We start from the raw sequence: 26,466 nt of genomic DNA, 5'->3' as shown, positions 1-26,466 counted from the left end.
TTCATTCTCGGAGAACATTCGGAGTAACGTCATGAACCGTCTGACACAGTATGCGGCGGCAGCCGTCCTCGCCTTCACCGGAACCGCCGCGACCGTCGCGACCTCTGCCGCCATGCCGCTGGTGGCGCAGCCGGCCGCCCCGGCGCTGATCGAGCACGTGGCCTGGGGTTGCGGGCCTGGATGGCATCCCAATCACTGGGGGCGCTGCGTTCCCAACCGTGTCGTGGTGTATCCGCGCTACCGCTATTGGCACGGCCCGGCCTACTACGGCTGGCATCCGCACCGCCACTGGCATCGCTGGCACCGCTGGTAAGCGCGCGGGGGGGCCGGGTGGCATCCGCCTGCCCGGCCGCCTATCCCCGGTTTGCGCTGGGGAAACAGCCGATCGGGCGTCGCGCGCCTCGCGTGAGATCCAACGATGGAGCGTTGACATGGCTGTCGCGACCAAAGTGCCCATGACGCCAGATCCCGCCTTGCCAGATCCCGCTTTGCCAGATCCCGCTTTGATAGTCTTCAATCGCTTCGGCCTTGGCGCCCGGCCGGGTGACCGCGAAAGACTGGGCGGCGACCCTCGCGGTTATCTCAAGGCGGAGCTGCGGCGGCCCGACGTCGCCATGATACCGCTCGACGATCCCGCCTATGCCGACCTCAAGGGGAGCACGCCGGCCATCCAGGCCAGCATGGCGGCAAATCTCCAGCGCAAGCGGGACCGGCAGCGGATGGCGACGGAGCAGCCGCCAGCGGCCACGTCGGCCGCGGCTTCGGTCATGCCTCCACCCGCCGAACCGGTCATGTCGCCGCCCGTCGCCCCGGCCGCGGCCGCGGCCAAACCGGCCGTGCCGCCTGTCGAGGTTATGTTGTTCCGGGCCGAGGCACAGGCGCGCTTCGACAAGGCAATGCAGGCAGAGGCCGGCTTCGTCGAGCGCCTGGTCTATTTCTGGTCGAACCATTTCTGCGTCTCCGTCGCCAAGGACAACATCGTGCGCGCCAGCGCCGGGGCGTTCGAACGGGAGGCCATCCGGCCTTTCGTGCTCGGGCGCTTCGCCGACATGCTCATGGCGGTGGAGCGGCATCCGGCCATGCTGTTCTATCTCGACAACCAGCAGTCGATCGGCCCGGACTCCCGCGCCGGCAAGAACCGCCAGCGCGGCCTCAACGAGAACCTCGCCCGCGAGATCCTGGAACTGCACACGCTTGGTGTCGGCAGCGGCTACAGCCAAGCCGACGTGACCAGCTTCGCGCGCATCCTGACCGGCTGGATGATGGCCGGACGGGAAGGACGGCCGGGCGAACCCGGCAGTTCCGTCTTCAACGCCAATGCGCATGAGCCGGGTGACGCGGTGCTGCTCGGCAAGACCTATCCGGCTGGCGGCATGGGCCAGGCCGAGGCGGCGCTCAATGACATCGCCCGTCATCCGGCGACCGCGCAACACATCGCCACGCAACTTGCCCGCCATTTCATAGCCGACGAGCCGCCGTCGGCGGCGGTCGCCCGCCTCGCCAAGGTGTTCACCAGGAGCGACGGCAATCTCAGGACACTGGCGGCGGCGCTCGTCGACATGCCGGAAGCGTGGTCGACGCCATTGGCCAAGATGCGCTCCCCTTTCGACTATATCGCGGCCGTCCGCCGGGCAGCCGGTCCTGGCCCGACGAACGACCCTGGCCAGTCGCTCAACTGGCTCAACGCGCTGGGCGAGCCGCTCTGGCGGCCGCCGGGACCGAACGGCTTTTCCGACCAGGCGGACAGCTGGGCATCGGCGGAAGGCATGAAGACCCGCCTCGACATCGCATGGCAGGCCGCCCGGCAAGTGAAGGACATAGGCAACCCCAACGACATGCTCGACGCGGTCGTCGGTCCCTCCGCCTCGCCCGAAACACGCCAGGCGGTCGCCCGCGCGGAGTCCAAGCAGCAAGGCCTGGCGCTGCTGCTGATGGCGCCCGAATTCCAGCGACGATAGATCGAACGATAGGTCCGGCGCCGACAACTCCCATGGAGACGAAGTCATGAGCCTGCTGTGCGAAACCCCTCACCCTTCCCGCCGCGCCGTGCTGACGAACGGCGGCGCGCTGTTTGCCTGGGCCTATCTGCCGCGCTTCGCCCGTGCCGCCGACAACCGCGACCCGCGCCTGATCGTCATCGTGCTGCGCGGTGCGCTGGACGGCCTGTCGACCGTCGGTCCGGTCGGCGATCCCGACTATGCCGGCCTGCATGGCGACATCGCCCTGTCGCTCACCGGCCCGCACGCGGCACTGCCGCTCGATGCTTTCTTCGCGGTCAATCCGGCGATGCCGGTGTTTGCGCGGCTGTTCAAGAACAAGCAGGCGGCTGTCGTGCACGCCGCTGCGACCGGCTATCGCGAGCGCTCGCATTTCGATGGCCAGGATGTGCTGGAAAGCGGCTTTGCCGGTCCCGGCCATGTCGCCACCGGCTGGCTCAATCGGGCGCTGGAGAACCTGCCGGCGGGCGACCGCGTGGCGACACTCGGCGGCCTGGCCGTCGGACCGTCGACGCCGCTGGTGATCCGTGGCGCGGCTCCCGTGCTCGGCTGGGCGCCGCAATCGCTGCCGGCACCGGCCAGCGACCTCGCGGCGCGCGTTCTCGACCTCTACCAGCATCGCGATCCGGTTCTGGCCGTCGCGCTGCAAAAAGGTCTAGACGCCGATCGCATGGCGCTTGACGACCAGATGGGCGCCAAGACGATGAAGCCGAAAGGTGGCCTCGACAGCGCCGCCGGGATGCGGCAGGCCGCGCAAGGTGCCGCCAGGCTGATCGCGGCCGATGACGGGCCGCGTGTCGCGGCACTCGCCTTCGATGGCTGGGACACGCATGTCAACGAAGGCGGCGCGACCGGCCGTCTCGCCAGCCTGCTCGGCGGCCTCGACGGCGCCTTCGAGGAATTCGAAAAAGGTCTCGGCGAGCGCTGGAAGGATACGGCGATCGTCGCCATCACCGAATTCGGCCGCACCGCGCGGGTCAACGGCACGGTCGGCACCGACCACGGCACCGGCACCGTGGTGCTGCTCGCCGGCGGCGCCATCAAGGGCGGCCGCGTCATCGCCGACTGGCCGGGGCTGAAGCCCGCGCAACTTTACCAGCAGCGCGACCTTGCGCCGACCAGCGACGTCAGGGCGGTGCTGAAAGGCCTGCTCGCCGACCAGTTCGGACTTTCGGCCTCGGTGCTCGGCGAGAAAGTGTTTCCGGACTCAGGTGCTGTGAAGCCGATGATGAACCTGATCGCCTGAAGGTCTGGCGGCGCCGCGTCTCCTGCCGCGGCGCCGTCTCGCTGTCGCCGGCGATCAGGCGGCCTCGACCTTGGCTGCCTGCAAGGCTTCGCCGCGTACCAGCCTGGTCACGCCGACGAAGTCGATCTTGCCCGAGCCAAGCACCGGCACATGCGCCACGACGCGCACTTCAGCCGGCACCATCAGGTCCATGGCGCCGTTTGCCTTGGCGAACGCCAGAAACTCGGCGCGTGTCGCTTTCTCGGCCTCGGTGACGAGCACCAGTTTTTCGCCCTTGCGCGGGTCTGGTACGGTCGCGACCGCCGAGAGCGAACCTTTCCACAGCTCGCCCGCCAGCGCTTCCACCGCAGCCAGCGAAATCATCTCGCCGCCGATCTTGGCGAAGCGTTTGGCGCGGCCGCGAATGCTGACGAAACCGGCATCGTCGATGCTGACGATGTCGCCAGTGTCGTGCCAGCCATCTTGCAGCGGTTCGAGCACACCCGGCTTTTCGGCCCTGAGATAGCCCGCCATGACGTTGGGACCGCGCACGAACAGCCGTCCACCGCCCTCGACGCCGATCACCGGTTCCAGACGATATTCCATGCCGGGCATGATTTTTCCGACCGTGCCCGATTTGTTGTACATCGGCGTGTTGATGGAGATCACCGGTGCCGTCTCGGTAACGCCGTAGCCTTCGAGAATGCGGAGGCCGAACTTCTCCATGTAGGTTTCGCGGGTCGAGGCCTTGACCGGCTCCGCACCGGAAAAGCAATAGCGCACCGAGCGGAAATCATAGGGATGCGCTGTACGCGCATAGCCGCTGAGGAAGGTGTCGGTGCCGAAGATGATCGTCGCGTTCGAGGCATAGACCAGTTCCGGCACGATGCGGTAGTGCAGCGGTGACGGATAGAAATAGACCGGAACGCCGGACACCAGCGGCAGCACCGTGCCCGCCGTCAGGCCGAAGGAATGGAAGATCGGCAGAACGTTGAACACCTTGTCGCCCGAATGGAAATCGATGCGCGAGGCGGCTTGCGCGGCGTTGGCCAGGATGTTGCGGTGGGTGAGCACGACGCCCTTCGGCGTCCCTTCGGAGCCCGAGGTGAACAGGATCACGGCCGCGTCGGTGGCCTTGCGGGCAACCCTGGGCGTGCTCTTGCGCAGCAGGCCGAGCAGCTTGTCCTTGAGGCCGATGGTCGCGCGCAGATCATCGAGCCAGACGATATCGACCGAGCGGCCGATCTCCTCGACGATCGCGCCAAGCTTGGCCTGTTCGACAAAGGCCCGCGAGGTCAGAATGGTGGTTACCTGCGCCGCCTTGCAAGCGGACAGGATGTTGGCGGCACCGGCGGTGAAGTTGATCATCGCGGGGACCTTGCCGGCGGAGATGACGCCGAGCAGCGCGGCACAGGCGCCATTGGCATTGGGCAGCATGATGCCGAGCGTGTCCTGTCCGGCATAGAGCGTCTCGAACTTCTCGCCGAGCACGGCGACAGCCGTGAGCAGCTTGCCGTAGCTCAGCGAACCGGCGACCGGATCCTGCACGGCAAGTTGCTTCATGCCGCGCTCGGTCGCCGTCTCGATGATCCTTTCGAGCACGGTCTTGTCGATATGCTGGGTGCGGAAGACGAGGTCGGACATCACCTGGTAGAGCGCGGCGCCGGCGGCGGCGCGCCGCTTGCGTCCCTTCAGCTCGTCGTCGACCTTGAGCCTGACCGGCGGCAGTATGGTCACCTTGACCTTCGGGAACAGGCGGCGGCGCACGTGCTGCGCCGTCAGCCGCGAGAAGGGGCTTTTCTCCAGCCCCTCGATGCGGATCGGCACCACCATCGAGCCGGTCTTGTCGGCCACCATGGCGGCACCGTCATAGACCTTCATCAAGCCGCCCGTGACGGTGATGCGGCCCTCGGGGAAGATGACCAGCGGGTCGCCGTTCTGCACGATCTTGATCAGCGTGCGTGTCGACATCGGCTTGGACGGATTGAGCGGCAGCGCGCGGGTCAGCTTTAAAAACGGCTTCATCCACCAGGCCTGCGCAATGGTGTAGTCGATGGCGAAGACCGGCTCCTCATTGGTCAGCGTCAGAGCCAGCGGTCCATCGAGGAAGCTGACATGGTTCAGTGCCAGGATGGGTGCCGGGCCTGCGGCCTTGAGATTGTCCAGGCCTTCGACTTCCAGCCGATGGAAGGCGCGGAAAAGAATGGAGACAAAATCGCGGAAGGCATTGGTCGGCAGGTATTTCAGCATCAGCCAGGCGGCGACGGCATTGGCCAGGGCGAGGCCGAACAGGATGCCTCCCGTCGAGACGCCGGCTGCCTGGATGATGGCGACGAGCAAGCCGCCGACGGTCATGAAGCCGGCGTTGACGATACTGACCGCGGCGACGACCCGGGCGCGGCGCGCCTCCGGCGACCAGGCCTGCACAGCGGCAAAGGTCGGCACCACAAGGAAGGCGCTGGAAATGGCCATGCCGGCGAGGTCGATCGCAACACGGATCGTGTTTGGCCCGGCGAAGAAGAGGCCAAGGGTTTCGGATCTGGGCGAAGGCTGCATGCTCCAGATGGTCCATGCGAGGTCGAGGCCGAACAGCGCCAGCAGCGCCGTGCCGACCGGTGCGGGCAAGAGCACGATGCGTCCCTGCGACATCCACGCGGCGATTGCCGAGCCAATGGCGATCGAGATAGCGAACACCGCAAGATAGGCGGTGACCGCGATCTCGCCACCGCCGAGCTGATCATTGACCAGCGTCGGCAGGATCGAAAGCACAATGGCGCCGATCAGCCAGAACCAGGACGTCATCAGGCCGGCGCGCCAGATCCGTGAGTCCGTGCGCAATTCGCTGACCTGGCGCCAGGTCGAGCGAAAGACATTCCTGTCGATGACGAGGTCGGGCGCCGCGGACCCGGTTGAAGGGATGTAGCAGCTGACGAACCAGCAGCCGACGGCGAGGATCATCATGATCGGCCCGAAGACCGAGACGCCGATGCCATCGGCCGAGACGACGCCCCCGGCGATGGTGCCGCCGAGGATGGCGGCGAAAGTCGCCGACTCGATCCAGGCGTTGGCGCCCGGCAATTCCTTGCGTTCGAGGTGATCGGGCAGGATGCCGTATTTGATCGGCCCGAACAGCGCCGAGATGATGCCGAACATCAACAGCGCGGTCATCAGCACGGGGATGGAGGACAGCGCGATGCCGACGACCGCCACGGCAGCGGCGCCGATCTCGGCAAATTTCAGCCGGCGTGCGATGAGCGCCTTGTCGAAGCGATCGGCGATCTCGCCGCCCAGCGCCGACAGGAGCAGGAATGGAGCCATGAACACGGCGCCGGCCAAAGTGACCAGCGAGGCCGCCTGATCGGCGGCAAGTGTGAAGAGGATCAGGAACACCAGCGTGTTCTTGAGGAAATTGTCGTTGAAGGCGGACAGGAACTGCGTCCAGAAAAGTGGCGCGAAGCGCCGCGAAAGCATGAGATGCGTGTTCATGGCGATTTCCATCTGGCGGAACCCTTCGACAGTGTGCCGATAGGCCCTGCGGGTTGCAGGCGCTGTTCAGTTTTAGTGATAGTCCTGAGCTGGTTAAACTTCCTTGCTGCGCTTTTGCCCATCCGCGGCTTTCGGCCGCTGCGAAATGAACGTCGTTCACAATCGCACTCTATCACGCTTTGAACATCGTTCAAGGGGAAAAATGAACAGCGTTCACCAAACCGGTTGATGGTCCGAATGTCGAAACCAGCCCTCGCAGGACCGAGGGCGCCACGGGGTGACCCTCCGAGGCTTCGAGCATACCAACGGGGCCGATGCCCGGTGAAGTCTGTCGGGACGTGCGGCTCAGTTGCCCGTTGCCCGACCCAAGGTCGCCACGGTCTTCAGCGCGCCGTCGAGCATGTCGCCCTTCTCGTCCTTCAGCGCCGCCTCGCGCAGGCGGCGGATCCAGTCGGCGGCGTCGTCCCTGCCCTCGAGCAGATCAAGCGCCGACAGCACGCGGTCGAATTTCGAGTGGGCGCGCACATGCGTGTCGCTGTAGCCCTTGATCAGCCGGCGGCAATTGAGGATTTCGACGGCAAGCGCGTAATCCGCCGGCACGTAACCAAGCGCGAGCGTGTACCATTGGTCAAGATGCGCGGTCTCGACCTTGTGGCGCAGCAGGCGGCGGCGCCAGCGGCGCAGGCCGCCGATGAACCACAAAGCGGCGAAGCCGGCAAAGCTGTCGGTGCGGATGCGGCGGCCCCGGTTGATGCGGCGGTCGAGGAAGGCTGCCAATTTCGGCCGGTCCTCGATGTAGCTGCCCAGCCTCGCCGGCAGCGTGCCGCAGAACTCCTCGATGCGCGGATGGAAGTACTCGGTCACTTGCAGGACCGAACCATCCTTGACGCCAACCTCCTTGCGCACCCGCCTGGCGCGGGTCGAGCGCGTCTTCAGATCGGCGACGCGGATCATGTCATCATAGCACATGGCGTTGGCCAGATGCTTGGCGGCCGCGATTGACAGCGCATGGGTTGGATCCAAGCTGTCAATCGCGACGGCCTTGTCCAGCCGGTCGAGATATTCGCGCCCATAGGCGATGTCCTGGTAGTCGACGACCTTTCTCAGGCCCCTGCGCGCCATGTCGCGCACGGCAACCGGCAGCAGGTCGATGCGAGCGGCAAGCGCCTGCCATCCCTGCAACAAGTTTCGCGGGCCACTCACATGTCCCGAACCCAAGGCAGATCCGACAATCGCCGGTTTCGCCGTCGGCGCCGCCGTGCCGCGCGCACGATCATACGCGGCCGCGAAAGCGGCGAGGCTGGCCTTGACGCCACGGCCGCCGGTGCCAATCGCCTGCTCGTAGCTTTCACGGGTAAACGGCAGCGCGTCGGAGCCGGCCAGCGCGCCAAGCAGGCTGGCCGAGATCATCGAGCCGTTGTCGGCGGCGATCTTTTCCATGTCGAAAGCGATGAAGCGCTTCGACGCGGCCTCCGCCGTGGCGTGGACTTTGGACGACGAAGCGCGGCCATCACCCGGTTCGATCTTTTCCGACACGGCGGCGATGCGGTGCGAGGAAGCGATCAGCGTCGTGCGGTTGGGGGTGACGAAGCCCCTGATGATGGCTCGGCCGGCTTCCATCAATTCGGCGGCGATCAGGATATCGACATCGCCCTGCGAGGGCGACAGCGCGAAGACCGGCAGGCGGCCGGTGTCGCGGGCCATTTCGATATAGTAGATGGTGGCGCCGGTGCGCTGCGCGACGCCGGCGACCGAGGTCGATTGCGCGACAAAGCCATTGCGCTCGGCGACGTCGGTGATCCAGTCGGCGAGCACGCCGCCGCCCTGGCCGCCGACGGCTAGAACGGCGAGCTTGATCACCGGCTCATCGGCAGCACCGGACCGGGGGCGCGAGGAAGGAACAGGATCAAGCATCGGCGAATATCAGGCGCCGGCCTTCGCGCCGCCTCTGCAGAAAGCCGATCGTCGCGCGACGCGCCGTCTCCAGGAAGCGGTCCCAGCGGCTTGGATTGTGCACGACGTCGGCGCGGTAGAAGGACGGGCACAGCACCGCGGCATCGGCGACCTCGCCGCAATTGCCGCAGCCGACGCAGTTCTGGTCGATCGACGCGACCGGATCGTCGCGCAACGGATCGTCGAGCGACTTGACCGACAGCGATGGGCAGCCGGAGAGCCGCATGCAAGCATGATCGCCAGTGCAGATGTCCTCGTCGACGCCAAATTTCGGCTTGACGACACGCTCGCCGCCTTTGATCGCCTTGTCGACCAGCGGCTTTTCGCGGCGCTGGCGATTGAGCATGCATTCCGACGAAGCGACGATGACTTTTGGCCCCTTCTCGTCAGTCGTCAGCGCCTCGCGCAGAGTGTCCTGCATCTTGCCGACATCGTAGGTGCGGTCGACATGGCGCAGCCATTTTACGCCCATGCCTTTCACCGCCTCGGTGATCGGATGCTTGGTCGACTTGGTCTTGTTGCCCGCGCGCGACGACAGGATGTCCTGCCCGCCAGTGGCGGCCGAGTAAAAGTTATCGACGATGACGATGACGCCATCATTCTTGTTGAACACCGCATTGCCGATCGATGAGGTCAGGCCGTTGTGCCAGAAGCCGCCGTCGCCGACGAAGGAGATAGAGCGGCGCTTGGCATCGGGCGCGTTGAACGCCGAGGCCGAGGCTGGTCCGAGCCCGTACCCCATGGTGGTGGCGCCGAGTTCGAAGGGCGGCATGATCGAGAACAGATGGCAGCCGATATCGGAAGCGATGTGATGCTTGCCGAGCTCCTGCTCGACCAGCTTGGTCGCGGCGAAGATCGGCCGCTCCGGGCAGCCGATGCAGAAACCGGGCGGTCGTCCTGGAACGACATTGATCAGGTCCGCCGTGTCGAGGCCGTCGCCGACCTTGTTGGGTGCGCGCACTTCGCCCGACAGCAGATGCGGGGCCTCGGCGCGCAGGAAGGCACCGATGCCGTCGAGCATGACCTGGCCGGTATATTCCCCAGCCATCGGCAGGTGCTCCTTGCCGACCAGCCTGGTGCCGCGCCCGGCCTTGTGCAGCATCGCGGCAAAAGCCTGCTCGATATAATTGGGCTGACCCTCCTCGACGACCAGCACGGCCTGCTTGCCTTCGCAGAAGGCGAGGAATTCGTCGTCGATCAAGGGATAGACGGCGTTCAGCACGTAGAGCGGCACGTCGGTCTCGCCATAGGTGTCGGCAAGGCCGAGCCGCTGCAGCGCACGGATGACTGAATTGTACATGCCGCCCTGCATGACGATGCCGACGGAGCCATGGTCCGAGCCGAAGAACTCGTTGATCTTGTTCCTGGCGATGAAATCCACCGCCGCCGGCCAGCGCTTTTGTACTTTCTCCTTTTCGTGCAGGAAGGAGGCGGGCGGCAGAACGATACGGCCGGTGTCGCGGCGCGGTGCTTCGAGCGCATCGGCGACCGTCATCGGCGGACGCTTGTTGTCCTTGGCGATGAAATGGCCATGCACGTGGCAGCAGCGGATGCGCACCTGCAGCATGACCGGCGTGTTGGAGATTTCCGACAGTTCGAAGCCATCCTCCACCGCCTTGACGATGGACGGCAGGTTGGGACGGGGATCGAGCAGCCAGACCTGGCTCTTCATGGCGAAGGCATGGCTGCGCTCCTGCATGATCGAGGAGCCCTCGCCATAATCCTCGCCGACGATGATCAACGCTCCGCCGGTGACGCCGCCGGAAGCGAGGTTGGCCAGCGCGTCTGAAGCCACATTGGTGCCGACGGTCGACTTGAACGTCGCCGCGCCCCGGATCGGGTAATGCACCGAAGCGGCGAGCATGGCGGTGGCGGTGGCTTCCGAGGCGCTCGCCTCGAAATGCACGCCGAGTTCGCCCAGAATGTCCTGCGCGTCGGCCAGCACGTCCATCAGATGGCTGATCGGCGCGCCCTGATAGCCGCCGACATAGCCGACCCCGCACTGCAGCAGCGCCTTGGTGATGGCGAGGATGCCCTCGCCGGCGAATTCCTCGCCGGCGCCGAGCCTCAGTTTTTCGACTTCCTTGGCAAAAGACCGTTCGGCCATCTCTGCCTCCTTCCGTTGCCGCCGACAGCTGGCGGCGCCTATCTAGATGTCGTGCTTGCGAATGTTTTTGAGCATCTTCAAAAGCGTCGCGATGAGTGCTGCATATTCGGCGTCGTCGATATCGTCGAACATCGCCTCGAAGGCGTCATGCATGGCCGGCCAGGCGCGGGTAAACTCGGCGCGGCCCTCGTCGGTCAGGAACACGTGGCGGATGCGGCTGTCGGTGACGCCCTGCTCGCGCCGCACGAAGCCCTGGCCCTCCAGCGTGTCGAGCGTGCGGCTCAGGGTCGACTGCTCGATGACCGTATAGACCGAGAGGTCGTTGACGGTGACGCCGTCGGTGACCGACAGCACCGCCAGCGTGCGCACCTGCGAAATGGTCAGGCCCTGCTTGCGGAAGTCGTCGCGCAAGGTAGCGTTGTAGCGGCCCATGATGCGGTTCATCAGATAGGGAGCGAATTGCTGCAGGCCGATCTGGCCGAGGGTGGAAATGCGCTGGCGTTTTTCGGCGACCTTCTGTTCCATCACAGCCTCCCTGCCAGCAGGAAGCCGGAGCCACCGCCGAGGCCCGCACCGGGATGGGTCGAGGCGCCGATATGATAGAGGCCCTTGACGCCGGTCTGGTGGTTGCGGCTGGTCTTGAACGGCCGCCACAGGAACGACTGGTCGACAACAGAGGAGCCGCCATAAGGGTCGCCGCCGACCAGGTTGATGTTCATCGCTTCGAGATCGGCCGGCGAATAGGCGCGGCGCGCGATCACGCTGTCCTTGAAGCCGTCGATATGGCCGGCGAGTATCGCTTCAACGCGATCGGCATAGGCCTCGCGCAGCGCCTCGGTCCATTGTCCGTCGGCAGGCGCATCGAGCTTGCCGGCGGCGTCGCCCTTGATGTAACGGGGCGCCTCGGGGAGTTGCAGCCACAGGATCGCCTGGCCTTCCGGACAGCGTGATGGGTCGAGCGCGTGCGGCTGGCCGACGCAGATGGTCGGCACCTCCGGCAGCATGCCGCGCGCCGCCTCGTTGCAGGCTTTCGAAACGCCATCCAGTCCGGGCGTCAGATGCAGCAGCGCCACCTTGTCGAGGCCCTCGCCGCGCCAGGACGGCGGCTTGGTCAGCGCGTAATGGATCTGAAAATTGCCCTTGCCATAGCGGTATTTCCTCGTCGCTTCGACGTCGTCCTTCGAAGCGTCCTTGCCGAGCAGACGGCCGTAAAGCTGCGTCGGCGTGACCGAGCAGATGACGCTCTTGTTCGCTGTGATCGTTTCGCCCGACGCCAGCCGCACACCGGCTGCGCGGCCACCCGCCTGGACGACCGAAGCGACGTCGGCGCCGGTGCGGATGTCGCCGCCGCGTTCCCTGATCAGCGCTTCGAAGGCGGCAAGCAGGTTCTTCGCCCCGCCCTTGACGATCGGCGCACCGGCAGCCTCCAGCGCGAAGGCGATCACCTTGGCGATCTGGCCGGAAAACGCATCTTCCGGGCCAAGCCCGGCATGCAGCACCCAGGGCGCCCAGAGCGCCCGAATGGTTTCGGACTGGTAGCTGCTTTCCAGCCAGCCGCGCGCCGGCACCAGCGCTTCGCCAAGAAAGGCGGCTAGGCCGCGCGGACCACGCCGCCAGGTATCGCCGGCCAGCAGCTTCGCCGTCGGGTACGACCAAAGCGCGCCGCCGAGCAGACCGAACAGCAGGCCGGCATTGCGCTCGATGCCGCCGACATCTTCCGCATGCCGGTCACCGTCGCCGGCCGCGATCGCGTTCAGCGCAGCGACATTGGCGGCGCGGCCGGTGCTGAGCACGGCATGGCTGCCGTCAGGCATGAGCACGCCGGTCGGCGTGCCGGTGTGGCAGAACTCCAGCCCGTGCCGGGCGAGGTCGCCGCCCAATGCTGCAAAGGCCGGCGAGGTGATGAACAGCACGAAGGTGGTCGCCATCACGTCGTGGACGAAGCCCGGCGCGGTGATCTCCTCGGTGCGCATGCAACCGCCGATACGGTCGTTGCGCTCCAGAACGAGCACCTTGGCGCCCTTGCCGCCGAGCATTGCGGCGCAGACCAGCGCGTTGATGCCGCTGCCGACGATGATGTGATCGGGGGCGGTCATCGAGGGGCGCTCCCCCGCTTTGGTGGATGATGTTCAATTGCGCGCGGTAGCGTTCCTTGGCGTAGAGCGGCAACCCCACGAGGTCGCCGCGCCCACTTCGTCATCGCGGTACCGTTTGCAGCCATGATCTTCTCCCGAAGACCGCCTCGCTCTATTTCCCCGGCACCAGCGCCAGCGCGCGGATCGGGCTGCCGGTGCCGTGCTCGATCTTGAGCGGCGCCGCGATCAGGATGGCGCCTTTCGGCGGCAGCTGGTCGAGATTGCAGAGGCTGGCGAGGCCATAGCGGTTAGCCTTGTGCATCAGCGTGTGCGCCGGGAATGGCGGCTCCATGCCGCCGGCCTTGCCGGCATCGGTGCCGATCGTCTCCGAGCCCCAGCCCTTGATGTCCTTGCCGATCAGGAACTGGATGGCTTCCGCCGTCGGGCCGGGTGTGTGCGGGCCGGTCTCGTTGGCGTTGAGGAACTCGGCTTCCGAGCCGTTGCGCTTGTACCAGTCGGTGCGCATCACCACCCACTCGCCGGCATTGATCGCGCCATGCTTGGCCTCCCAGGCCTTGATGTGGTCGACGGTGAGCAGGAAATCGTGATCGGCGGCGGCCTCTTTCGAACAGTCGATGACATTCACCGGCCCGATGAAATTCTGCGCCGGAATGGTATCGGTGGCGCCGTCCGGATAATCCTTGCCGCTGATCCAATGCTGTGGCGCGTCGAAATGCGTGCCAGAATGCTCGCCGAGCTTCAGCCAGTTCCACGCCCACCATGGACCGTTCTTGTCATAGCGAGAGATCGAGTGGATCTCGACCTTCGGCGTGTCGACGGCAAGCTCCGGCGGCAGCTTGATCAGCGGTGTGTCAGGCCCGAGCGGCGCCGTCAGGTCGACCACCTTGATGGCGCCGGAAAGAAGCTGGCCGGCAACTTCGCCGAGGAGTTTCTGGGTATCCATGGTCTCTGTTCCCTCTTGTCTGACATGATCAAGGCTCGTCTCGGCCCTTAATATCCTACTAGACGAAAACATATGCATCTGCAATTATCTTTAAGCATAAAGGAAATGGGAACGGGGCGTGAGCGAGTTCGACGCCATCTTTGTCGGGGCGGGCCACAACACTCTGGCATGCGCCGCGCATCTGGCGCTCAAGGGCTGGAAAACCGGGGCTTTCGAGCGTAGCGTAACAATCGGCGGAGCCGTCCAGACCCGCGAATTCACGCTTCCGGGCTTCCGCCACGATTTCGGCGCGATGAATCTGAGCCTGTTCGCCGGCTCCCCCTTCCACCGGAAATATGCAAATGAATTGAAAGCGCAGGGGCTGGAATTCGCGCCTGTCGCCGACTGTTTCGCCAGCGCCTTTCCGGATGGTCGCTGGTTCGGGGTCAGCAACGACCTGGAAAAGACCGCCAGCCGCATGGCGGCCTTCTCAGCCGCCGATGCCGCGACGTGGCGAGGGCTGGTTGCTGGCTTCCCCGCCGAAGCCGAGCATTTGTTCAAGCTGCTGGGCTCGCCGATGAGCGCCCGGGCGCTTGCAAGCACCGCCTGGAACCTGTGGCGCAAAAAAGGTGTTTCCGGCGCGCTCGACACCGGCCGGCTGTTGCTGTCGTCGCCGCGTGCCTGGCTGGAGGAAAATTTCGAGTCTCCACACATCAGGGCGACGCTCGCCACCTGGGGCATGCATCTCGACTTCGCGCCCGACATCGCCGGCGGCGCGGTGTTCCCCTATCTGGAATCGATGGCCAACCAGAGTTTTGGCATGGTGCTGGGCAAGGGTGGCGCCGACACGATCATCCGCGCGCTGGCCGGCATTGTCACATCGGCCGGCGGCAGGATCGTCACCGGCGCCGATGTCGCCGAGATAACCGTCTCCGGTGGCAAGGCGACCGGTGTGCGGCTTGCTTCCGGCGAGACGCATACGGCCACCAAGGCGGTGATTGCCGGCGTCACGCCCAAGGCGCTGGCCGGCAAGTTGCTGCCGGTCGGTTCGGGCGACGCCGGCTTCGACATGGCGATGCAAAAATTCCGCCATGCGCCGGGCACGATGATGATCCACCTGGCGCTGGACGACCTGCCGGACTGGCGCGCCGGGGCAGAGCTTCGACAGTTCGCCTATGTGCATCTGGCGCCATCGCTCGAGCAGATGTCGCGCACCTATCAGCAGGCGATGGCGGGCATGTTGCCGGACGAACCGGTGCTGGTCGTCGGCCAGCCGACGGCGGTCGATCCGTCGCGCGCGCCTCAAGGCAAACATGTTCTGTGGGTGCAGGTGCGCATGCTGCCGGCGGAAGTCCTCGGCGATGCCGCCGGCAAGATCGCGCCCGCGCATTGGGATCAGGTCAAGGATCGCTATGCCGAGCGCGTGCTCGACATCATCGAGACCTACGCACCTGGGCTGCGTGCGAAGATCCTCGGCCGCGCCGTGTTTTCGCCGATCGACCTCGAGCGCGAGAACCCGAACCTCGTCGGCGGCGACCAGGTCTGCGGCAGCCATCATCTGGCGCAGAACTTCTTGTTCCGTCCGGCGCGCGGCTATGCCGGCTGGAACACGCCGGTCAGCAATCTGCATCTCACCGGCGCCGCGACATGGCCCGGTGCCGGCACGGGTGCCGCCTCGGGGTTCATGCTCGCGCAACAGCTTGGCGGGAGGTAGGCCAGACGATTTCATGAAGGCGACGAGAGGCAAGCGCTGCTGCCGACGAAGCCCGAACCAATGACCGGACGAAGCCGCGCAAAAGACAAATAAACCAACAAGGGGAACGACCATGACAATCAACAGACGCGAATTACTGGGATACAGTGCCGCGGCACTTGGTGTGGCCGCTGTCGGCCTGCCCAAGATGGCCAATGCCGCCGCCGGCGAGCTGACCATCGCCTATAATGTCAACCTGCCGTACTGGGACCCGACCACCGGACCGTCGGCCGTCAACCCGACCATCCAGGGCCTCTACCAGTCGGTGTTCGACCAGTTCATCCCGCAGAAGCCGGACCTGTCCTTCGCGCCGGGCCTGCTCACCGAATGGGGCTGGAACGAGGACCGCACCAAGATCATGATGACGGTGCGCGAGGGTGTAACCTGGCATGACGGCTCGCCGTTCACGCCCGAGGACGTGGTCTGGTCGTTGCAGCGGGCGGGCGATGAAAAGACCGGCAACCCGATCCAGTTCGTGTGGAAGAACGTCAACAATTTCAAGATCGACGGCAACAAGATCACGGGCGATGTCGTGCAGTTCGACCCGGTCTATTTCAAATGGATGTCGTTCCTCACCGGCTACATCATGCCGAAAGCCTATTACGAGAAAGTCGGCGCCGAGGGTTTCGAGAAGGCGCCGATCGGCACCGGTCCCTACATGGTCGAAAAGTTCGAGCGCAACGCCTTCCTACGGCTGAAGGCCAATCCCACCTATTGGGGCGGCAAGCCGGCTTTCGAGAATGTGACGATCAAATTCGTCACCGACGCGGCAAGCCGCGTGGCCGAGATCGAATCCGGTTCCTCGCAGGTGACGCTCGAAATCCCCTATGAAGAGTACGACCGGCTGATCGCCAAGGATGGGCTTGCCGGGTCGATCAAGAATGTTTCCGACATCGGCATGATCTTCTTCAACGACATCGAAGCGATGCTGGACAAGAACGTGCGCCAGGCAGCCGTCATGGCGGTCGACAAGGAGCTTCTGGTCAAGCGGCTGCTGCGCGGCTACGGCCAGCCGCTCGCCACGCTGGAAACGCCGGAATACGCGGCCTACGATGCCTCGATCAAGGTCGAGCACAATCCGGAAAAGGCCAAGGAACTGCTGGCCGCGTCCGGCTACTCGCCGGAGAAGCCGGTCAAGTTCACCATCCAGACGACCAAGGGCTTCAAGCCCAAGGACTATGAAATGATCCAGGCGATCGTCGGCATGTGGCGCAAGGTCGGCATCGAGGCGACGATCGAGGTCTACGAGATCGCCAAGCACTACGAACTGCGCGCCGCCGACAAGCTCGCGCCGGCGGCCTTCTACAATTGGGGCAACGCCATTGGCGACCCGACCACGTCGACCGGCTTTGCCATGTATGGGCCGAGCCCGCATTCGGTCTGGGACAGCCAGGACCTGATCGACATGATCAACCCGCTGTGGGGAGAGAAGGACGAGACCAAGCGCATCGCCGGGTGGAAGGCGGTCGATAAATACATCGCCGAGCAGGCCTACGTGCTGCCGCTTATGCAGTATGCGCAACCGATCGTGCATGCGAAGGGCGTCAAGGTGGTGCAGCATATTTCCGGCGCGCTGCTGCCGGCCCTGATGACCCCGGCCTGATATCAGCCTGGGCTTACCGCGCGCCGTCCATAGCGACGGCGCGCATTTCTACACGCATATGAGCCTGCGGGCTCCTGCAAAGATTTACATGCTCCTGCAACGATTCCTGATCCGTCTGCTGACGATGCTGATCACGCTGTTCGGCGTGGCCGTCGTCGTATTCGTGGTCATCCGCGTCGCGCCCGGCGATCCGATCGCCATGATGTTGCCGCCCGGCGCCACCAATGACGACATCGCCCGTCTGCGTGCGCTCTATGGGCTCGACAAGACGATCGTGCAGCAGTTCTTCATCTGGCTGTCCGGTGTCGCCAGGGGCGATTTCGGCACCTCGATCTCGCTCCGGCAGGACGTGCTTGGCCTCGTCTTCAGCCGGCTGCCGGCTACGCTGGAGCTTGCCATCGTCGCGCTCATCATGGCAGTGGCGATCGGCGGCACGACGGCGATCCTGGGCGCGCGCGAGCGCGGCACGGCGGTCGAGGCCGGCATCGACATCGCCAGCGGTGCCGCGCTTTCCATCCCCGATTTTCTCTGGGGCCTGGTGCTGATCCTGCTGTTCGGCGTGCTGGTGCCGATCTTCGACATTTCCGGCCGCGTGTCGCCGCAGCTCGACCTGCCCTTCGTCACCCAGTTCTACTTCTTCGAGAGCCTGCTTCGGCTGCGCTTCGACCTCACCTGGGACCTCTTGAAGCACATGCTGATGCCAGCCGTGGCGCTGGCGCTGCCGCTCGCGGCCATCATCGCGCAGCTCCTGAAGCAGTCGCTGAAGGAGGTGCTCGACCTCGACTATGTCGTGCTGGCGCGGGTCAAGGGGTTTTCGGAAACGCAGGTCATCTTGCGCGAGGCGCTGAAGAACGCCGCGCTGCCGACGCTGACGCTCATCGGCGTGCAGTTCACCTTCCTCATCGGCGGCACCGTCATCGTCGAGCGGCTGTTCTCCTATGAGGGCCTCGGCAACATGGCGATCGACGCCGTCATCAACCGCGACCTGCCGCTGATCCAGGGCATCGTGCTGGTCTTCGCGCTGCTGTTCGTGCTGATCAACCTCGCCGTCGACATGATGTATGCGCTGCTCAATCCGAGGCTGCGCCATGGATGAGGCACGCATCATCAGGCGCGGATCGAGCCCGAGGCTGTGGCTCGCCGGCGGCTGGCTGCTGCTGGCGCTGCTGGCCGCGATCTTCGCGCCGCTGGTCGCGCCGCAGGATCCGCTGGCGCAGGATTTGATGCTGGAACGTCTGCCGCCGTTCTGGCTCGATGGCGCCGAGCCGGGCTATTGGCTCGGCACCGACAGCCTCGGCCGCGACCTCTTGTCCCGGCTGATCTTCGGCGGCCGCATCGCCCTCATCGTTGCCTTCGCGGCGGCCATCGCCGCCTGCGTGGTCGGCTCCACATTAGGGCTGGTCGCGGGCTATTTCGGCGGCTGGGCAGACCGCATCATCTCGCGCATCGTCGACATCTGGATGGCCTTCCCGCCGGTGCTGTTCGCCATCCTCCTGGTCGCCGTGCTCGGCACCGGCTTGAGCTCCGTCATCCTCGCCATCGCCATCATCGACTGGACGCGTTTCTGCCGGGTGATCCGCGCCGAGGCGATGGGCCAGTCGCGCATGGACTATGTCGAGAATGCCCGCATCGCCGGCTATGGCCGCGTCGGCATCATGCTGCGCGAAGTGCTGCCCAATGTGGTGCCGTCGATCGTGGCGCTGCTGTCGCTGGAGATGGGCATCGCCGTCATCGTCGAGGCGATCCTGTCCTTCGTCAACCTGTCGATCTCGACCGACGACCCGACCTGGGGCGGCATCATCGCCGAGGGCCGGCTGTCGATCCATCAGGCCTGGTGGGTGCTGGTGTTTCCGCTAATCACGCTCATCCTCACCGTGCTGTCATTCAGCCAGTTCGGCGAAGCGCTGAAGACGCGTTTCGATCCGGTGCTGCGATGAGCGCCTGTCTCGAGATAAACAATCTAAGCGCGGTGCTGGCCAACAGCCAGCGCGTGCTGCGCTCGGTATCGCTCTCGGTACAACCCGGCGAGGTCCGCGCGCTTGTCGGCGAAAGCGGCGCCGGCAAGACGATGATCGGCAAGGCGGTGCTTGGCGTGTTGCCATCGAGCGTGCGCATCGTCGAAGGCAATATGAGACTCGAGGGCGAAGACCTCGGCAAACTCCCGCCAAAAGCACGGCGCACGCTGATCGGCGCGCGCACGGCACTGATCCCGCAGGATCCGCTGACCGCGCTCAACCCCTCGCGCCGCATCGGCCCCCAGATGACCGACCGTCTGGTGTGCATCCTCGGCTGGAGCGGAGACAAGGCCGATCGACGTATCCGCCAGTTGCTTGATGAGGTGCAGATCCGCGACCCCGACCGTGTGCTGAAAAGCTATCCGCACGAATTGTCCGGCGGCATGCGCCAGCGCGTGCTGATTGCCGCCGCCTTTGCCGCCGAGCCACGGCTGATCGTCGCCGACGAGCCGACCACGGCCCTCGACGTGACCGTGCAGAAGCAGATCCTGCGCCTGATCGCGCAATTGCAACGCGAGCACGGCACCGCGATCCTGTTCGTCACCCACGATCTCGGCGTCGTCGCCAAGATCAGTCAGAAAGTGTCGGTGCTCTATGCCGGCAAGGTGGTGGAAGAGGCCGAAACGGCGGCGCTGTTCGCGGCACCTCGGCATCCCTACACCCGAGCACTGATGGCTGCGACGCCGCGCTATACCGATCCCTTCGCATCGCTGAAACCGGTGGACGAGACGGTACTGGCCGGGCTCGCGGCTGAGATCGCTGCCGCCGACCAGGCCTGGGGGCGCCCGCATGGCTGAGCCGCTGTTTTCCGTGCGCGGGCTGAAGGTCGCCTTGCCCGACATGACGCGCAAGCCGCTCATCGGCCGCGCACCGCTGGCCGAAATTCTCAGAGGTCTCGACTTCGATCTGTCGAGAGGTTCGGTGACCGGCATCGTCGGCGAATCCGGATCCGGCAAATCGACGCTTGGCCGTGCGCTGGTGCGGCTGCTGGAGCCGAGCGCCGGCGAGATCCGTTTCGAAGGCCGCGACATCACCCATCTGCCGGAAGCGGAACTGCGGCCACTGCGCCGCGACCTGCAGATGATCTTCCAGGATCCGACGTCGTCGCTCAATCCGCGCCGCACCATCGCCAGCATCATCGCCGCGCCGCTCAAGCAGAACGGGCTTGGCGACAATCTGAAGGATCGTATCGCCGAGGCGCTGCGGCGCGTCGGCCTGCCGCAGAGCTTCGCCGGCCGTTACCGCCACGAACTGTCGGGCGGCCAGCGCCAGCGCGTCGGCATAGCGCGCGCGCTGGCGCTATCGCCGAAATTCGTGCTGGCCGACGAGATCGTCTCCGGCCTCGACGTGTCGACGCAGGCGCAGATCCTCACCTTGCTGGAGAAGCTTGCAGCGGAGATGGGCCTGACGGTCGCCTTCATCAGCCACGATCTGTCGGTCATCCGGCGGCTGTGCCGGCAGGTGATCGTCATGCGCGAAGGCAGCATCGTGGAAGCGAGCGCCACCGACGCCTTGTTCGACAATCCGCGGCAGAGCTACACGCGCGACCTGCTCGCCGCCATTCCGCTGCCGGAAATCGATCCGGACTGGCTGAACATCCCAACGGCAAGGGTCCCGACATGAAAACAACCGCACGCCGAAAAACGGGCTTCGGACGTGCGATCGAAGGCCAACCAAGTCCCGCCAAACGGAGGAGAACAAACATGAAGACAACAATACGATTTGCGGTGCTCGCCGCCACTGTTCTGGGCAGCGCCGGCATGGCCTCGGCGAGCTCGATCCCCGGCATGCGCGGGCACGACCATACCGGCATCACGGTTCCCGACATGAAGCAGGCGGTCGACTTCTTCACCGAGGTCGTCGGCTGCAAGAAGGCGATGTCGTTCGGCCCGTTCGCCGACGACAAGGGCACCTTCATGCAGGACCTGCTCGGCGTCGATCCGAAGGCTGTCATCGAGCAGGTCACCATGGTGCGTTGCGGCTATGGATCGAACATCGAGCTGTTCAAATATACCGCGCCCGACCAGAAGGATCTGACACCGAAAAACAGCGACATTGGCGGCTTCCACATCGCCTTCTATGTCGACGATGTCGCCGCGGCCAAAGCCTATCTCGATGGCAAGGGCGTCAAGACCAGGATGGGGCCGCTGCCGGTCAAGGAAGGACCCGCCGCCGGCCAGACCATCCTCTATTTCCAGGCGCCGTGGGGACTGCAACTCGAGGCGATCAGCTATCCCTCGGGCATGGCCTATGAGAAGGATGCCGAGACCGTGCTGTGGAGCCCGAAGAATCCGGAGAAATGATCTCCCAGGGCGCGCTTGCAGGATGTCCCGGCAAGCGCGCCACCCACGCTCGCATAATCATTTCGATATAAAACTTTAAGCTTGAAATATCCTACCTCCGGCGCGATACTGAGGCATAGCAAGCGAAGAGGAGATCGCACGGATGAAGGTTGCGGTTCTCGGCGGCGGACCAGCCGGCCTCTACTTTGCCATTTCGATGAAGCTGAGGGACGCCGCGCACGACGTGACGGTTTTCGAGCGCAATCGCGCCGACGACACGTTCGGCTGGGGCGTGGTCCTGTCGGCCGAGACGCTCGACAATCTTGCTGAGAATGATCCGGTCAGCGCCGTCTGGATCAAGAAGCATTTTGCCTATTGGGACGACATCGCCGTCATCCATGACGGCGTGCGCACGGTCTCGTCGGGGCACGGCTTCTGCGGCATCGGCCGCAAGCGGCTGCTGGTCCTCTTGCAGCGCCGCGCGCGCGAACTCGGTGTCAAGCTGATGTTCGAAACCGACATCGCCGATCCCCGCCCTTATATGGAGACGCATGACCTGGTCGTCGCCGCCGACGGACTGAACTCAAGGGCGCGCAACACGTTCGTCGATATCTTCAAGCCCGACATCGACACCCGCAAATGCAAATTCGTCTGGCTCGGTACCAACCAGAAATTCGACGACGCCTTCACCTTCATCTTCGAGAAGACCGAGCATGGCTGGGTGTGGGCGCACGCCTACCAGTTCGACAGCGAGACCGCGACCTTCATCGTCGAATGCAGCGAACAGACCTGGGCCGCCTTCGGCTTCGGCGCGATGTCGCAGCAGGAGTCCATCGCGGTGTGCGAGCGCATCTTTGTCAAGCATCTTGGCGGCCACGCGCTGATGACCAACGCCAACCATATCCGTGGCTCGGCCTGGATCAACTTCCCGCGCGTGCTGTGCGAGCGCTGGTCCTACAAGAATCTGGCGCTGATGGGCGACGCGGCGGCCTCGGCGCATTTCTCGATCGGCTCCGGCACCAAACTGGCGCTGGAAAGCGCGGTGGCGCTGGCCGATTATGTCGAGACCGAACCGGACCTCGAGGCCGCCTTCAGCAAGTATGAGGACGCCCGCCGCACCGAGGTGCTGAAGCTGCAGTCGGCGGCGCGCAATTCGCTGGAATGGTTCGAGGAGGTCGAGCGCTATCTCGGCCTCGATCCGGTGCAGTTCAACTATTCGCTTTTGACCCGCTCGCAACGCATCAGCCACGAGAATCTGCGACTGCGCGATGCCGAATGGCTGGGCGGCGCCGAAGAATGGTTCCAGCGCCAGGCGGGTGCCGGTGGCAACAGGCTGCGCCGGGCGCCGATGTTCGCGCCGTTCAAGCTGCGCGACATGCGGCTGCAAAACCGCGTCGTCGTCTCGCCGATGGCGCAGTACAAGGCTGTCGACGGCTGCCCGACTGACTGGCATTTCACGCATTATGCCGAGCGCGCCAAGGGCGGCGCCGGGCTCATCTATATCGAGATGACTTGCGTCAGTCCGGAAGGGCGCATCACGCCCGGCTGCCCGGGCTTCTACGCGCCTGAACATGAGGCGGCTTGGAAACGGCTGGTCGGCTTCGTCCATACCGAGACCGAAGCGAAGATCTGCGCGCAGATCGGCCATTCCGGCGCCAAGGGTTCGACCCGGCTCGGCTGGGAAGGAACAGACGTACCGCTGGCATCAGGCAACTGGCCAGTCATGGCGGCATCCGCCGTGGCGTGGTCGCCGCAGAATCAGGTGCCGAAGGCGATGGACCGCGCCGACATGGACAGAGTGCGCGACGAGTTCGTGGCTTCGGCGCAGATGGCCGATCGCTGCGGCTTCGACATGTTGGAGATCCACGCCGCCCATGGCTATCTCCTGTCGTCCTTCATCACGCCGGTCACCAACCGCCGCACGGACGCCTATGGCGGTTCGCTGGAAAACCGTATGCGCTATCCCCTCGAGGTTTTCCACGCGGTGCGCGCCGCCTGGCCGGCGCACAAGCCGATCTCGATGCGTATTTCTGCCAATGACTGGGTCGGCATCGAAGGCGTGACACCCGCCGACGCGGTCGAGATCGCGCGGCTGTTGCATGAGGCCGGCGTCGACATTTGCGACGTCTCGGCAGGACAAACTTCGGTGCTGGCAAAGCCGGTCTATGGCCGCATGTTCCAGACGCCGTTTTCCGACCGCATCCGCAACGAAGTCGGCATGGCGACGATGGCGGTCGGCAACATCTATGAGCCGGACCATGTCAATTCGATCCTGATGGCCGGCCGCGCCGATCTGGTGGCGCTGGCACGGCCGCATCTCGCCGATCCCTACTGGACGCTGCATGCGGCGGTGTCGCTCGGCGACCGCGGCGTCAAATGGCCTGATCCCTATCTGCCCGGGCGCGACCAGATCTACCGGCTGGCCGAGCGCGATGCGGCGGCGGGGCTGAAAGTATGAGTATTTTTCGTTCGCCACGCTGCCCCTCATCCGCCTGCCGGCACCTTCCCGCAGCATGCAGGGGGGCGTCGCGCATGCATGGTCTTGCACTGCGCTGGTCGACCCCCACTCCGTCTCGGCTTCGCCGATCCACCTCTCCCCCGATCGACGGGGGAGAGGAACGGCGCGACCCCTCTGCCGCCGATGCTCGTCTCATGAGGCTCCCTTCCTTTCCCTCCGGAGGGGGGAAAGGTGGCGTTGCGAAGCAACGACGGATTGGGGGAACCACCTGGCAACCAAGCATCGGGCCAATCGCCAGTCCCAGAATGTCTGTGCATGTCATGGCTTCGATCTGGCGCAAGAGGCAGCGCCGACCTTCGAGGATTGCCACATGATCGCGGGCAAGCACGCACTGGTCACCGGCGGCGGCTCCGGCGTCGGCCGGGCAATCGCCCTGGCACTGGCCGGCGCCGGCGTTGACGTGACCATCTGCGGCCGGCGGGAAACGGAGCTCGCAAAGGTCGCGGGTCAAAGCGGCCGCATCTTCACCATTGCCGCCGATGTCACGAGCGAGACCGAAACGGCGGCGCTCTACGCGCAAGCGGAGGCCGCGCGCGGACCGTTCGACATCGTCGTCGCCAATGCCGGCATGGCCGGCAGCACGCCGGCGCATAAGACCCCGCTCGCCGACTGGCAGCGGACGCTCGACGTCAATCTGACCGGCGCCTTCCTGACGGTGAAACCGGCGCTGGCCGGCATGGCGGAGCGAAAGGCGGGCCGGATCGTCTTCATCGCCTCGACGGCGGGACTGAAGGGCTACGCTTACGTGGCGCCTTACGTGGCGGCCAAGCATGGTGTCGTCGGCCTGATGCGGGCGCTTGCCGCCGAGACGGCGAAGTCCGGCGTGACCGTCAATGCGGTGTGCCCCGGGTTTGTCGAGACGGAAATGCTGGACGAGTCCATCCAGCGGATCGTGGAAAAAACCGGCCGCTCTGCGGAGCAGGCGCGGGCGAGCCTTGCCTCGACCAATCCGCAAGGCCGTTTCGTCCAGCCGCAGGAGATTGCCGCCGCCGTGCTGTGGCTGTGCGGCGATGCGGCAGCGTCGATCACCGGACAGGCGATTTCGATCTCGGGAGGTGAAACATGGTAGCCGGCCCCCTGCCCCTGCCATCGGGACCCGGCAAGGACCGGCTGCGCCTGTGGATCAGGCTGCTGCGCGCGTCGCGCACGATCGAGGCCGAACTGCGCGAGCGCCTGAAGAAGGAATTCGACACGACGTTGCCGCGTTTCGACGTCATGGCAGCACTTTACCGCGCGCCGGAGGGCATGCTGATGAGCGACCTGTCGCGCTTCCTGCTGGTGTCCAACGGCAATGTCACCGGCATTGTCGACCGGCTGGTTTCGGAAGGACTGGTGGCGCGCGCGCGCCGCAATGGCGACCGCCGCACCTCGATGGTCCGGCTGACCGAGGAAGGTACGAAGTCCTTTGCCACCATCGCCGCCGCGCATGAGGGCTGGATCGGCGAATTGCTGGGCAAGGTCAGCGAGGAGGATGCGCGCCGGCTGACCGGCATGCTGACCTCGTTCCGCAGCAACTGGGAGGGACGCGAATGACCGCAATGGCCGGCCTCAAGCCAAAGCATTTCCTGTGGGAGGTCGAGGGCAGGATCGCCAAGGTCCGGCTCGACCGACCGGAGCGCAAGAACCCGCTGACCTTCGACAGCTATGCCGAGCTGCGCGACACGTTCCGCGATCTCGTCTATGCCGACGACGTCGACGCCGTGGTGTTCCTATCCAATGGCGGCAATTTCTGCTCCGGCGGCGATGTTCACGACATCATCGGCCCACTGGTCAAGATGGACATGAAGCAGCTCTTGGCCTTCACCCGCATGACCGGCGATTTCGTCAAGGCGATGCTGAATTGCGGCAAGCCGATCATCGCCGCGGTTGACGGCGTGGCGGTCGGCGCCGGCGCCATCATCGCCATGAGTTCGGATATCCGCATCGCCACGCCGGAAGCCAAGACGGCGTTCCTGTTCACCCGCGTCGGCCTTGCCGGCTGCGACATGGGCGCCTGCGCGATCCTGCCGCGCATCATCGGCCAGGGCCGCGCCGCCGAACTGCTCTACACCGGCCGAACCATGACAGCGACGGAAGGCGAGCGCTGGGGGTTCTATAACAGGCTGGTAGCGGCAGACGTACTTGAGGCCGACGCGCTCGACATGGCCGCCCGCATCGTCTCCGGCCCGACCTTCGCCCACGGCATCACCAAGACGCAGCTCAACCAGGAATGGTCGATGGGCCTCGACCAGGCGATCGAGGCGGAAGCACAGGCGCAGGCGATCTGCATGCAGACGCGCGATTTCGAACGGGCGTATCGGGCTTTCGTGGCCAAGGAAAAGCCGGTGTTCGAGGGGAATTGAGGATGGCTTGTTGCCTAGGCACCCCCCTCTGGCCTGCCGGCCATCTCCCCCGCAAGGGGGGAGATCAGATGTCACTCTGGCTTTCGCCAATTACCAGCTCTGAGGAAGGGGCGGCATCGGTGAAACCGCTAATCTCCCCCCTTGCGGGGGAGATGGCCGGCAGGCCA

20 protein-coding genes are annotated in these 26,466 nt (G+C 65.2%); 14 read left to right on the top strand and 6 right to left on the bottom strand.

The features are described from left to right. The first annotated feature begins 31 nt into the window (after positions 1–31). From FJ954_RS04835 to FJ954_RS04825, 3 genes are all read left to right on the top strand, one after another. Positions 32–313: a hypothetical protein gene (locus FJ954_RS04835; protein WP_140660607.1), complete on the top strand. Its 282-nt coding sequence runs from the start codon at positions 32–34 to the stop codon at positions 311–313. 118 nt (positions 314–431) lie between these two features. Next, positions 432–1,958, top strand: coding sequence for a DUF1800 family protein (locus FJ954_RS04830; RefSeq protein WP_140660606.1), 1,527 nt, complete (start codon positions 432–434; stop codon positions 1,956–1,958). Positions 1,959–2,004: 46 nt separating this feature from the next. Then, positions 2,005–3,243, top strand: coding sequence for a DUF1501 domain-containing protein (locus FJ954_RS04825; protein ID WP_140660605.1), 1,239 nt, complete (start codon positions 2,005–2,007; stop codon positions 3,241–3,243). Positions 3,244–3,297: 54 nt separating this feature from the next. Here the strand turns inward: FJ954_RS04825 and FJ954_RS04820 are convergent, their stop codons facing one another. From FJ954_RS04820 to FJ954_RS04795, 6 genes are all read right to left on the bottom strand, one after another. Beyond that, entirely contained in the window at positions 3,298–6,708 is a 3,411-nt protein-coding gene (locus tag FJ954_RS04820) for an acyl-[ACP]--phospholipid O-acyltransferase (protein ID WP_140660604.1), read from the bottom strand. Positions 6,709–7,053: 345 nt separating this feature from the next. Then, positions 7,054–8,622, bottom strand: coding sequence for an indolepyruvate oxidoreductase subunit beta family protein (locus FJ954_RS04815; protein WP_140660603.1), 1,569 nt, complete (start codon positions 8,620–8,622; stop codon positions 7,054–7,056). After that, a complete protein-coding gene (locus tag FJ954_RS04810) occupies positions 8,615–10,768 on the bottom strand; it encodes an indolepyruvate ferredoxin oxidoreductase subunit alpha (RefSeq protein WP_140660602.1) in 2,154 nt (717 codons plus the stop codon). Before FJ954_RS04810 ends, FJ954_RS04815 begins: the two co-directional genes overlap by 8 nt. A 42-nt stretch (positions 10,769–10,810) precedes the next feature. Next, entirely contained in the window at positions 10,811–11,293 is a 483-nt protein-coding gene (locus FJ954_RS04805) for a MarR family transcriptional regulator (RefSeq protein WP_023772620.1), read from the bottom strand. Continuing rightward, positions 11,293–12,864, bottom strand: a complete 1,572-nt coding sequence (locus FJ954_RS04800) for an NAD(P)/FAD-dependent oxidoreductase (RefSeq protein WP_140660601.1) — start codon at positions 12,862–12,864, stop codon at positions 11,293–11,295. The genes FJ954_RS04805 and FJ954_RS04800 overlap by 1 nt, the downstream gene beginning before the upstream one ends. A 151-nt stretch (positions 12,865–13,015) precedes the next feature. Continuing rightward, complete coding sequence (locus tag FJ954_RS04795) at positions 13,016–13,807, bottom strand: cyclase family protein (RefSeq protein WP_140660600.1); 792 nt, start codon at positions 13,805–13,807, stop codon at positions 13,016–13,018. A gap of 118 nt (positions 13,808–13,925) precedes the next feature. On the opposite strand from FJ954_RS04795, the gene FJ954_RS04790 reads away from it, so the two are divergent. From FJ954_RS04790 to FJ954_RS04740, 11 genes are all read left to right on the top strand, one after another. Next, positions 13,926–15,500 carry an NAD(P)/FAD-dependent oxidoreductase gene (locus FJ954_RS04790; RefSeq protein ID WP_140660599.1) on the top strand — a complete coding sequence of 525 codons (1,575 nt, stop codon included), beginning with the start codon at positions 13,926–13,928 and terminating at the stop codon, positions 15,498–15,500. 112 nt (positions 15,501–15,612) lie between these two features. Further along, complete coding sequence (locus FJ954_RS04785) at positions 15,613–17,142, top strand: ABC transporter substrate-binding protein (RefSeq protein ID WP_140660598.1); 1,530 nt, start codon at positions 15,613–15,615, stop codon at positions 17,140–17,142. An 88-nt stretch (positions 17,143–17,230) separates the two neighbouring features. Continuing rightward, positions 17,231–18,238, top strand: coding sequence for an ABC transporter permease (locus FJ954_RS04780; protein WP_140660597.1), 1,008 nt, complete (start codon positions 17,231–17,233; stop codon positions 18,236–18,238). Then, complete coding sequence (locus FJ954_RS04775; protein WP_140660596.1) at positions 18,231–19,079, top strand: ABC transporter permease; 849 nt, start codon at positions 18,231–18,233, stop codon at positions 19,077–19,079. The genes FJ954_RS04780 and FJ954_RS04775 overlap by 8 nt, the downstream gene beginning before the upstream one ends. Then, positions 19,076–19,954: an ABC transporter ATP-binding protein gene (locus FJ954_RS04770; protein WP_140660595.1), complete on the top strand. Its 879-nt coding sequence runs from the start codon at positions 19,076–19,078 to the stop codon at positions 19,952–19,954. The genes FJ954_RS04775 and FJ954_RS04770 overlap by 4 nt, the downstream gene beginning before the upstream one ends. Continuing rightward, positions 19,947–20,780, top strand: coding sequence for an ATP-binding cassette domain-containing protein (locus FJ954_RS04765; RefSeq protein ID WP_140660594.1), 834 nt, complete (start codon positions 19,947–19,949; stop codon positions 20,778–20,780). Before FJ954_RS04770 ends, FJ954_RS04765 begins: the two co-directional genes overlap by 8 nt. An 80-nt stretch (positions 20,781–20,860) precedes the next feature. After that, positions 20,861–21,460: a VOC family protein gene (locus FJ954_RS04760; RefSeq protein WP_140660593.1), complete on the top strand. Its 600-nt coding sequence runs from the start codon at positions 20,861–20,863 to the stop codon at positions 21,458–21,460. Between the two features lie 142 nt (positions 21,461–21,602). Further along, positions 21,603–23,897 (top strand): bifunctional salicylyl-CoA 5-hydroxylase/oxidoreductase, encoded by a 2,295-nt coding sequence (locus tag FJ954_RS04755; protein WP_140660592.1) that lies wholly within the window; start codon positions 21,603–21,605, stop codon positions 23,895–23,897. A 370-nt stretch (positions 23,898–24,267) separates the two neighbouring features. Beyond that, entirely contained in the window at positions 24,268–25,026 is a 759-nt protein-coding gene (locus FJ954_RS04750; RefSeq protein WP_140660591.1) for an SDR family NAD(P)-dependent oxidoreductase, read from the top strand. Then, positions 25,020–25,490 carry a MarR family transcriptional regulator gene (locus FJ954_RS04745; protein WP_140660590.1) on the top strand — a complete coding sequence of 157 codons (471 nt, stop codon included), beginning with the start codon at positions 25,020–25,022 and terminating at the stop codon, positions 25,488–25,490. Before FJ954_RS04750 ends, FJ954_RS04745 begins: the two co-directional genes overlap by 7 nt. After that, on the top strand, positions 25,487–26,299 hold the full coding sequence (locus tag FJ954_RS04740; RefSeq protein ID WP_140660589.1) for an enoyl-CoA hydratase family protein: 813 nt from the start codon (positions 25,487–25,489) through the stop codon (positions 26,297–26,299). Before FJ954_RS04745 ends, FJ954_RS04740 begins: the two co-directional genes overlap by 4 nt. Positions 26,300–26,466 lie beyond the last annotated feature (167 nt).

This window comes from Mesorhizobium sp. B2-3-15, from assembly GCF_006442875.1.
GTDB classification, from domain to species: domain Bacteria; phylum Pseudomonadota; class Alphaproteobacteria; order Rhizobiales; family Rhizobiaceae; genus Mesorhizobium; species Mesorhizobium australicum.
This window is presented reverse-complemented; position numbering and strand designations above follow the sequence as displayed.

What these genes read in the sequence shown, in the direction of transcription:
- FJ954_RS04815 (WP_140660603.1), bottom strand. Translation starts at nt 8,622, where the DNA reads ATGCTTGATCCTGTTCCTTCCTCGCGCCCCCGGTCCGGTGCTGCCGAT.
- FJ954_RS04750 (WP_140660591.1), top strand. Translation starts at nt 24,268, where the DNA reads ATGATCGCGGGCAAGCACGCACTGGTCACCGGCGGCGGCTCCGGCGTC.
- FJ954_RS04800 (WP_140660601.1), bottom strand. Translation starts at nt 12,864, where the DNA reads ATGACCGCCCCCGATCACATCATCGTCGGCAGCGGCATCAACGCGCTG.
- FJ954_RS04770 (WP_140660595.1), top strand. Translation starts at nt 19,076, where the DNA reads ATGAGCGCCTGTCTCGAGATAAACAATCTAAGCGCGGTGCTGGCCAAC.
- FJ954_RS04755 (WP_140660592.1), top strand. Translation starts at nt 21,603, where the DNA reads ATGAAGGTTGCGGTTCTCGGCGGCGGACCAGCCGGCCTCTACTTTGCC.
- FJ954_RS04780 (WP_140660597.1), top strand. Translation starts at nt 17,231, where the DNA reads ATGCTCCTGCAACGATTCCTGATCCGTCTGCTGACGATGCTGATCACG.
- FJ954_RS04795 (WP_140660600.1), bottom strand. Translation starts at nt 13,807, where the DNA reads ATGGATACCCAGAAACTCCTCGGCGAAGTTGCCGGCCAGCTTCTTTCC.
- FJ954_RS04775 (WP_140660596.1), top strand. Translation starts at nt 18,231, where the DNA reads ATGGATGAGGCACGCATCATCAGGCGCGGATCGAGCCCGAGGCTGTGG.
- FJ954_RS04805 (WP_023772620.1), bottom strand. Translation starts at nt 11,293, where the DNA reads ATGGAACAGAAGGTCGCCGAAAAACGCCAGCGCATTTCCACCCTCGGC.
- FJ954_RS04765 (WP_140660594.1), top strand. Translation starts at nt 19,947, where the DNA reads ATGGCTGAGCCGCTGTTTTCCGTGCGCGGGCTGAAGGTCGCCTTGCCC.
- FJ954_RS04760 (WP_140660593.1), top strand. Translation starts at nt 20,861, where the DNA reads ATGAAGACAACAATACGATTTGCGGTGCTCGCCGCCACTGTTCTGGGC.
- FJ954_RS04785 (WP_140660598.1), top strand. Translation starts at nt 15,613, where the DNA reads ATGACAATCAACAGACGCGAATTACTGGGATACAGTGCCGCGGCACTT.
- FJ954_RS04820 (WP_140660604.1), bottom strand. Translation starts at nt 6,708, where the DNA reads ATGAACACGCATCTCATGCTTTCGCGGCGCTTCGCGCCACTTTTCTGG.
- FJ954_RS04835 (WP_140660607.1), top strand. Translation starts at nt 32, where the DNA reads ATGAACCGTCTGACACAGTATGCGGCGGCAGCCGTCCTCGCCTTCACC.
- FJ954_RS04810 (WP_140660602.1), bottom strand. Translation starts at nt 10,768, where the DNA reads ATGGCCGAACGGTCTTTTGCCAAGGAAGTCGAAAAACTGAGGCTCGGC.
- FJ954_RS04825 (WP_140660605.1), top strand. Translation starts at nt 2,005, where the DNA reads ATGAGCCTGCTGTGCGAAACCCCTCACCCTTCCCGCCGCGCCGTGCTG.
- FJ954_RS04745 (WP_140660590.1), top strand. Translation starts at nt 25,020, where the DNA reads ATGGTAGCCGGCCCCCTGCCCCTGCCATCGGGACCCGGCAAGGACCGG.
- FJ954_RS04740 (WP_140660589.1), top strand. Translation starts at nt 25,487, where the DNA reads ATGACCGCAATGGCCGGCCTCAAGCCAAAGCATTTCCTGTGGGAGGTC.
- FJ954_RS04830 (WP_140660606.1), top strand. Translation starts at nt 432, where the DNA reads ATGGCTGTCGCGACCAAAGTGCCCATGACGCCAGATCCCGCCTTGCCA.